The organism is Paraburkholderia ultramafica (genome assembly GCF_902859915.1).
Lineage (GTDB): Bacteria > Pseudomonadota > Gammaproteobacteria > Burkholderiales > Burkholderiaceae > Paraburkholderia > Paraburkholderia ultramafica.
Map to the genome: position 1 here is coordinate 274993 of NZ_CADIKK010000006.1, position 6710 is coordinate 281702.

At 63.2% G+C, this 6710-nt stretch carries 6 protein-coding genes and 5 pseudogenes; 6 read left to right on the forward strand and 5 right to left on the reverse strand.

The features are described from left to right. Positions 1–135: 135 nt before the first annotated feature. The 4 pseudogenes from HV744_RS09175 to HV744_RS09190 form a co-directional block, all read left to right on the forward strand. Positions 136–490, forward strand: a pseudogene (locus tag HV744_RS09175) (cupin domain-containing protein); the annotation flags it as partial. Then, positions 480–728, forward strand: a pseudogene (locus HV744_RS09180) (ABC transporter permease subunit); the annotation flags it as partial. The pseudogenes HV744_RS09175 and HV744_RS09180, both read left to right, overlap by 11 nt. Before the next feature lie 11 nt (positions 729–739). Further along, positions 740–886: pseudogene (locus HV744_RS09185) on the forward strand (erythritol/L-threitol dehydrogenase); the annotation flags it as partial. Beyond that, positions 871–1143: pseudogene (locus tag HV744_RS09190) on the forward strand (SDR family oxidoreductase); the annotation flags it as partial. The pseudogenes HV744_RS09185 and HV744_RS09190, both read left to right, overlap by 16 nt. Before the next feature lie 5 nt (positions 1144–1148). On the opposite strand, the gene kynA reads toward HV744_RS09190, so the two are convergent. From kynA to kynB, 3 genes are read right to left on the reverse strand one after another with little or no spacing between them, the layout of a single operon-like run. Next, positions 1149–2096 carry a tryptophan 2,3-dioxygenase gene (gene kynA, locus HV744_RS09195; protein ID WP_175149208.1) on the reverse strand — a complete coding sequence of 316 codons (948 nt, stop codon included), beginning with the start codon at positions 2094–2096 and terminating at the stop codon, positions 1149–1151. Between the two features lie 10 nt (positions 2097–2106). Next, a complete protein-coding gene (gene kynU, locus HV744_RS09200) occupies positions 2107–3357 on the reverse strand; it encodes a kynureninase (RefSeq protein ID WP_175149209.1) in 1251 nt (416 codons plus the stop codon). A gap of 48 nt (positions 3358–3405) precedes the next feature. Continuing rightward, positions 3406–4044: an arylformamidase gene (kynB, locus tag HV744_RS09205; protein WP_175149210.1), complete on the reverse strand. Its 639-nt coding sequence runs from the start codon at positions 4042–4044 to the stop codon at positions 3406–3408. A 130-nt stretch (positions 4045–4174) separates the two neighbouring features. Here kynB and HV744_RS09210 point away from each other — a divergent pair, with 130 nt between their 5' ends. After that, complete coding sequence (locus tag HV744_RS09210) at positions 4175–4690, forward strand: Lrp/AsnC family transcriptional regulator (RefSeq protein ID WP_175149211.1); 516 nt, start codon at positions 4175–4177, stop codon at positions 4688–4690. A 171-nt stretch (positions 4691–4861) separates the two neighbouring features. Here HV744_RS09210 and HV744_RS09215 read toward each other — a convergent pair whose 3' ends face one another. Next, positions 4862–5371, reverse strand: coding sequence for a flavin reductase family protein (locus HV744_RS09215; RefSeq protein WP_175149212.1), 510 nt, complete (start codon positions 5369–5371; stop codon positions 4862–4864). A 256-nt stretch (positions 5372–5627) separates the two neighbouring features. Here HV744_RS09215 and msrA point away from each other — a divergent pair, with 256 nt between their 5' ends. Then, positions 5628–6176 (forward strand): peptide-methionine (S)-S-oxide reductase MsrA, encoded by a 549-nt coding sequence (gene msrA, locus HV744_RS09220; protein WP_175149213.1) that lies wholly within the window; start codon positions 5628–5630, stop codon positions 6174–6176. Between the two features lie 396 nt (positions 6177–6572). Here the strand turns inward: msrA and HV744_RS09225 are convergent. Further along, positions 6573–6710: pseudogene (locus HV744_RS09225) on the reverse strand (SAM-dependent methyltransferase); the annotation flags it as partial.

Consider the following 6710-nt stretch of genomic DNA (forward strand, 5'->3'; position numbering starts at 1 on the left):
ACTAACCCGAATGCAAAAAAGTAGTGGTCCGCGGTCTTATTTTTAGTGGTGGCCAGCGCGGTTGCAGGCTACTTTTCGCTTTACAAGACGAAGAGCAGCGGCGCCCGGAGCGGTCCGCTTCATGGAGGCAAGACAGTGCAACCCGATCTGGAAGTCGTGGCCGTACGCCGCGACGAATCGTTCAAAGTGTGGTCGCATGGCTATCCGTATCGCACGGTGCGCTGGCACTTTCATCCGGAATACGAAATTCATCTGATCGTCGCGACGACCGGCAAGATGTTCGTCGGCGATCACATCAGCAGCTTCGCGCCCGGCAACCTGGTGTTGCTGGGACCGAACCTGCCGCACAACTGGGTCAGCGACGTGCCGGACGGCGAGACCATCGCGCAGCGCAATCTGGTCGTGCAATTCGGGCAGGAGTTCGTGTCGAGCTGCCTCGACATGGCGTCAGGTCGAGGCGCTGCTCGCGGACTCGCGCCGCGGCTTGTCGGCTGATCGTCTATACGATCGCCGGTTTGACTTCCGCGTTCGCCGCCATCGTGTTGACCGCGCGTTTGATGAGCGGCCAGCCGAACGCGGGCGTCGGCTTCGAGCTCGACGCGATCGCCGCCGTAGTGATGGGCGGCACTTCGATTTCCGGCGGGCGCGGTTCGATCATCGGCACCTTGATCGGGGCGCTGCTGCTCGTCGTGCTGAACAACGACCTGAACATGGTCGGCGTGAATCCGCGGACGTGACGCTCGACGTGCGCGGCGCGCATCTCGGACCCTACTGCTATCCGATCGCGATCGATCTGCTGGCGCGCGGTCTCGTGACGTCGAAGGGCATCGTTACGCACGGCTTTTCGCTGGAAGAGTGGGGCGAGGCGTGGCGCTCGATGCTGTGACGCGGGCGCTGTGCATCGAATTGGGGCCTTTCGGGATTCGCGTGAATAGCGTGAATCCGACGGTTACGTTGACGCCGATGGCGGTGCAGGCGTGGAGCGATCCTGTGAAACGGGATCCTGCTTTGAAGGCCATTCCATTGCGACGCTTTGCCGAGTCCGCCGAGGTCGCCGCACCGATCATGTTTTTGTTGAGCGATGCGGCCTCGATGATTAGCGGCATTTGCTTGCCTGTCGATGGGGGATATACGGCCAGGTGAACCGGTTAAAGCATCGTCCTCACATGCCAAAGCTCAGGAAACAGCACCACGTCCAGCATCTTGCGCAAGTAAGGCGCACCACTGGTTCCGCCGGTGCCCTGCTTGAACCCGATGATCCGCTCGACGGTGGTCACATGCCTGAACCGCCATTGACGGAACGCATCCTCGAGATCGACCAGTTCTTCGGCCATCTCATACAGCTCCCAATGCTGCGAGGGATTGCGGTACACCTCCAGCCAGGCCGCTTCGACAGACGCGTCGTGAGTGGTCGGCTGCGTCCAGTCCCGCTCCAGCCTCGACGGAGAAATCGCAAACCCGCGACGCGACAGCAACCTCACCACTTCGTCATAGAAAGAGGGCGCTTCGAGCGAAGCCTTCACCTCGGCGAACACATCGGCGCGATGCGCATGCGGCTTCAGCATCTGTTCATTCTTGTTGCCGAGCAGAAACTCGATCTGCCGATACTGATATGACTGGAAGCCCGAAGAACTGCCGAGATAAGGCCGCATCGCGGTGTACTCGGACGGCGTCATCGTCGCGAGCACGCTCCATGCCTGCACGAGTTGCTCCATGATCCGCGATACGCGCGCGAGCATCTTGAACGCCGGCGGCAACTCGTCGCGATGCACCGCCTTCAACGCAGCACGCAACTCATAGAGCGCGAGCTTCATCCACAGTTCGCTGGTCTGGTGCTGGATGATGAAGAGCATCTCGTTGTGATCCGGCGACAACGGGTGCTGCGCATCCAGTACCGTGCCGAGCGACAGATAATCGCCGTAGCTCATCGACTCCGAGAAGTCGAGTTGCGCGTCATGCCAGCCGGTATCGGCAGTACCGCCAGTCCCGGCAGCGGCAGAAGCAGCAGCCGGCGCGGCCACGCGCCCATGCCCAAACGGACATCCCTGCGCCACCGGCTCTTCCGGCAAGCCCGGTGTTTGCATGTGATCGGTCATTGCGCGCTCCTCAGGTCACTGCGCCGCGCGCGGCGAATTCAGGTGCCCGCCAGGTCTCTCGCGTGAGCACGTCACGCAAGGTTTCGACGGCATCCCACACATCGACGAAGCGCGTATAGAGCGGCGTAAAGCCGAAGCGCAACACATGCGGCTCACGATAGTCGCCGATCAGGCCACGCGCAATGAGCGCCTGCATCACCTCATAGCCATGCGGATGTTCGAAGCTCGCATGCGAGCCGCGCTGCGCGTGCTCGCGCGGCGTCACGAGCTGGAGCGGAAACTCGCCGCAGCGCGCTTCAACCAGTTCGATGAACAGATCGGTCAACGCGAGCGACTTCTTGCGAACCGCCTGCATGTCGGTTTGCAGAAACACGTCGAGCCCGCATTCGACCAGCGCCATCGACACCATCGGCTGCGTGCCGCACAGGAAGCGGCCAATGCCGTCATCCGGCTGATATGCGGGGTTCATCTCGAACGGCGCGCGATGACCCCACCAGCCGGACAGCGGCTGCGCGAATTCGTTTTGATGGCGCTTGGGCACCCAGACGAACGCCGGCGAACCGGGACCGCCATTCAGATACTTGTACGTGCAGCCGACCGCGTAGTCCGCGCCGACGCCGTTCAGATCGACCGGCACCGCGCCCGCCGAATGCGCGAGATCCCACAGCGCGAGCGCGCCTTTGTCGTGGATCAGCTTCGTCAGCGCGGCCATGTCGTGCATGTAGCCCGTGCGGTAGTTCACGTGCGTGATCATCGCGATGGCGGTGTCGTCGCCGATCGCCGCGGGCAGTTCGGACGGATCGTCGACGAGGCGCAGTTCATAGCCACGGTCGAGCTGCTCGATCAGGCCTTGCGCGATATACAGATCGGTCGGGAAATTCGAGCGTTCGGACACGATCACGCGACGCTTCGGATCGCGCGCATTCGCCACCCGCACCGCAGCGGACAGCAGCTTGAACAGGTTGATCGAAATCGTATCGGTGACGACCACTTCGTTGTCGGCCGCGCCGATCAACGGCGCGAGCTTGTTGCCGAGGCGGCGCGGCAGCGCGAACCAGCCGGCGCTATTCCAGCTGCGGATCAGACCTTCGCCCCACTCGGCGGCGATCACGGTTTGCGCGCGTTGCGCGGCGGCGGCGGGCGGCACGCCGAGCGAATTGCCGTCGAGATAAATGGTGGCCGGCGACAGCGCGAACTGGTCGCGCAGTGTCGCGAGCGGGTCGGCGCTATCGAGCGCCAGTGCTTCGTCACGGTGGTTCATGGTGGTTCCGTTGGTCAGTTCAGTGAGATTCGGTGAAGTCTGCGAGGCTCAATGCGCGTCGGGCAGCGCGCGCAAGACCGCGCGCACCGGGCTCGCGTCGAGCGTGGTCAGCTTGAGCGGCAGCGCGATCAGTTCGTAGTCGCCGGGGGCGACGGCGTCCAGCACGATGCCTTCGAGAATCGCCATTCGATGCGCGCGAATCCGGTGGTGAGCGTCCATCGTCTTCGATTCCTGCGGATCGAGCGACGGCGTGTCGATGCCGACCAGCTTCACGCCGAGCGACGCGAGCAGGTCGATCGTGGCCGGCGCGACCGCGCAGAACGCGCTGTCCCAGGCGCTCGTCGGCGCATTTCTGTAAGTGCGCAGTAAGACTCGCGGTGGCAGGTCGTCGAGCGAGCCGGCCAGGTGTTGTGGCGTCACAACAGGCGACGCGCCGATGCAGTGAATCACCCGGCAGTGGCCCAGGTACGCGTCGAGCGGCACTTGGCCGATCGGCGCGCCGTCGGCGTCGTAGTGCAACGGGGCGTCGGTATGCGCGCCGGTATGCGGCGACAGCGTCAGCCGTGCGACGTTGACCGGCGAGCCCGCCTCCATGCGCCACACGCGCTCGATGCCGACCGGCGTGTCGCCGGGCCAGACGGGCGTCGCGGTGTCGACGGCGGGGGTGATGTCCCAGAGTGTTTGCATGTCTCCAGCGGCGAATTGTGTGTATGCGGGAATGATAGGCGGCTTATTGCAAAATGTGATTGCGAAAAAATCACCTTCTTAGCCCTGTCTTGGAACATAATTTGAGTCAAACGGGAAAGGGAGACCGAATATGAGCGCGATCTCGCTCGACGCCACCGATTGCCGTATCTTGACGGTGCTTCAGCAAGAAGGACGAATCAGCAATCTCGACCTCGCGGAGCGTATCTCGCTCTCGCCATCGGCCTGTCTCCGGCGCCTGCGTCTGCTGGAGGAGCAGGGCGTGATCGAACACTACCGCGCGTGTCTGAACCGCGAAGTGCTGGGTTTCGAACTGGAAGCGTTCGTCCAGGTGTCGATGCGCAACGACCAGGAGAATTGGCACGAGCGCTTTGCCGAGGCGGTGCGCGACTGGCCGGAAGTGGTCGGCGCGTTCGTCGTGACCGGCGAGACCCACTACTTGCTGCGCGTTCTCGCGCATAACCTCAAACACTACTCGGATTTCGTGCTGCAGCGTCTCTATAAGGCGCCGGGCGTGATGGATATTCGTTCGAATATCGTGCTGCAAACGCTGAAGGAAGATTCGGGCGTGCCGGTGTCGCTAGTGAAGAAAGCCAGCGGGCATGGCGCGTCGCATAGCGACCGCTGAGGGCGCGCAGGTGGCCGGCGCGATGCGCGGACGGCTGCGTGGCTGGTTGATTGGTTTGCTGTTGCAGGCACCCGCCGGTGCGGCTCGCGGCGCTGGCGCTCTTTGCACCACTTGCACCACTTGCACCACCTGCACCACTTGCATCGCGTCCAGAACGCGGCGGTGGCACATTCAGAACGGCTTGAGCCCGTGAAACTGGCCGTTCTGAAACACCAGCGGCGCAATCTCCGCCGCATTGTCGTGCACGCCACAGCGCTCCACTTCGCCGACGAAAATCACGTGGTCGCCTTCTTCGTAGCGGCTGCGGTTATGGCATTCGAACCACGCGAGCGCGCCGTCGAGCACCGGCATGCCGGTGTCGCCTTGCGCGTGCGACACGCCTTCGAAGCGGTCGCCCTTCACGGTCGCGAAGCGTTTGCACAGATCGAGTTGCGACGCGGCCAGCACATTGACCACGTAGTGACTGTTGGCGCGGAACACCGGCATCGACGCCGAGCGTGTGGCGAGACTCCACAGCACCAGCGGCGGATTGAGCGACACCGAATTAAACGAGCTGGCCGTGATGCCGATCAACTGGCCGGACTCCGCACGCGTTGTAATGACGGTGACGCCGGTGGCGAATTGGCTGAGCGCCTGTTTGAAGGCGGTCTGGTCGAAATTGGGCGGGCTGGCGCGCTTCATCGGGCGCAAGCCCCTGGCGTCAACCGGGTCGAAGCCGGACTGAACCCGTCACACGCGCGGTCGGAAACAAATGATTCGAAAGTCATAGTGAAAATCGTCGATTTGTCCCAATTTTAACTGCAATCGCGGTGCACTGGCCGCAACCCCAGCCGGTCAGTGGAAAACCCGCTAAGCTGGAAAGTCCCGCTGGTGGCATGAGCGTTGCGGCGAACCAGCACCGGCATCGGCCGACTATCAGTATCAAGGAGCGAGCAGCATGAGTCAGACAGGCGAAGTCGCCACCCTCGGTGGCGGGTGTTTCTGGTGTCTCGAAGCGGTGTATCTGGGCGTCGACGGCGTGAACTCGGTGGAATCGGGCTATGCGGGCGGCCAGACCCGGCATCCCACCTACGAACAGGTGTGTGACGGCGAGACCGGCCACGCCGAAGTGGTCAACGTCGACTTCGATCCGGCGAAGATCAGCTATCGCGAGATTCTCGATATTTTCTTCGCGATCCACGATCCGACGCAGCTGAACCGGCAGGGCAACGATGTCGGCACGCAATACCGGTCGGTCATTTTCAGTAATTCCGAAGCGCAGCGCGAGACGGCGCTACGGGCGATCCGCGAGATCGGCGAACAGCGGATTTACGACGGGCAGATCGTCACCCAGGTGCTGCCGCTAGACGGCAATTACTGGCCTGCCGAGGCGTATCACCAGAACTATTTTGCGCAGCATCCGAATCAGGGGTACTGCTCGTTCGTGGTGGCGCCGAAGGTGGCGAAGTTTCGTCAGAAGTTCGCGCATAGGATCAAGGCGGGCTGAGGGCAGGGCTCGATGGCTGCGTGATGCCGGCACTCGCGGCACTCGCCGCACGGCACGACCCGACACGACATGACACGTCGCAGGTCGGACAGCCGCGGGTGCGGCGTTTTTTGGGGGTGTCGGCGGGGGCTGGCGTGGCTTCGGCTTCTGCAGGCTCCCGCTGTGATTTCCCGCCATGAGCGTGCGCCTTCGGCCCCGCGGACACCGGCGAGGCCGCCTGTTCCACCGGCATCCCGAACAGATCGAACTGCACGGTTTCGCCACCTGCGCCATCATTGTCGCCGCTTGCCGGCTGTTCAGCTTTGCTTGTCCCGCTCTGGTCCATCGATCTCCGACCCGCTGTTCAAAGTTGCGCCGCGCCGGTCCGCTCACGCACGGCGCCGCGGCGCAACCGTATCACAGCGGTTTCTCGTACATGTAGCGGCGCGACCACGGCAAGGTTTTCGCGCTGCGGCCGGCTTTGCGGCACACCACCTGGTAGATCGACACGTCGTCCGCTTCGAACGCGTACGCGCAGCCGGCGAGATACACGCG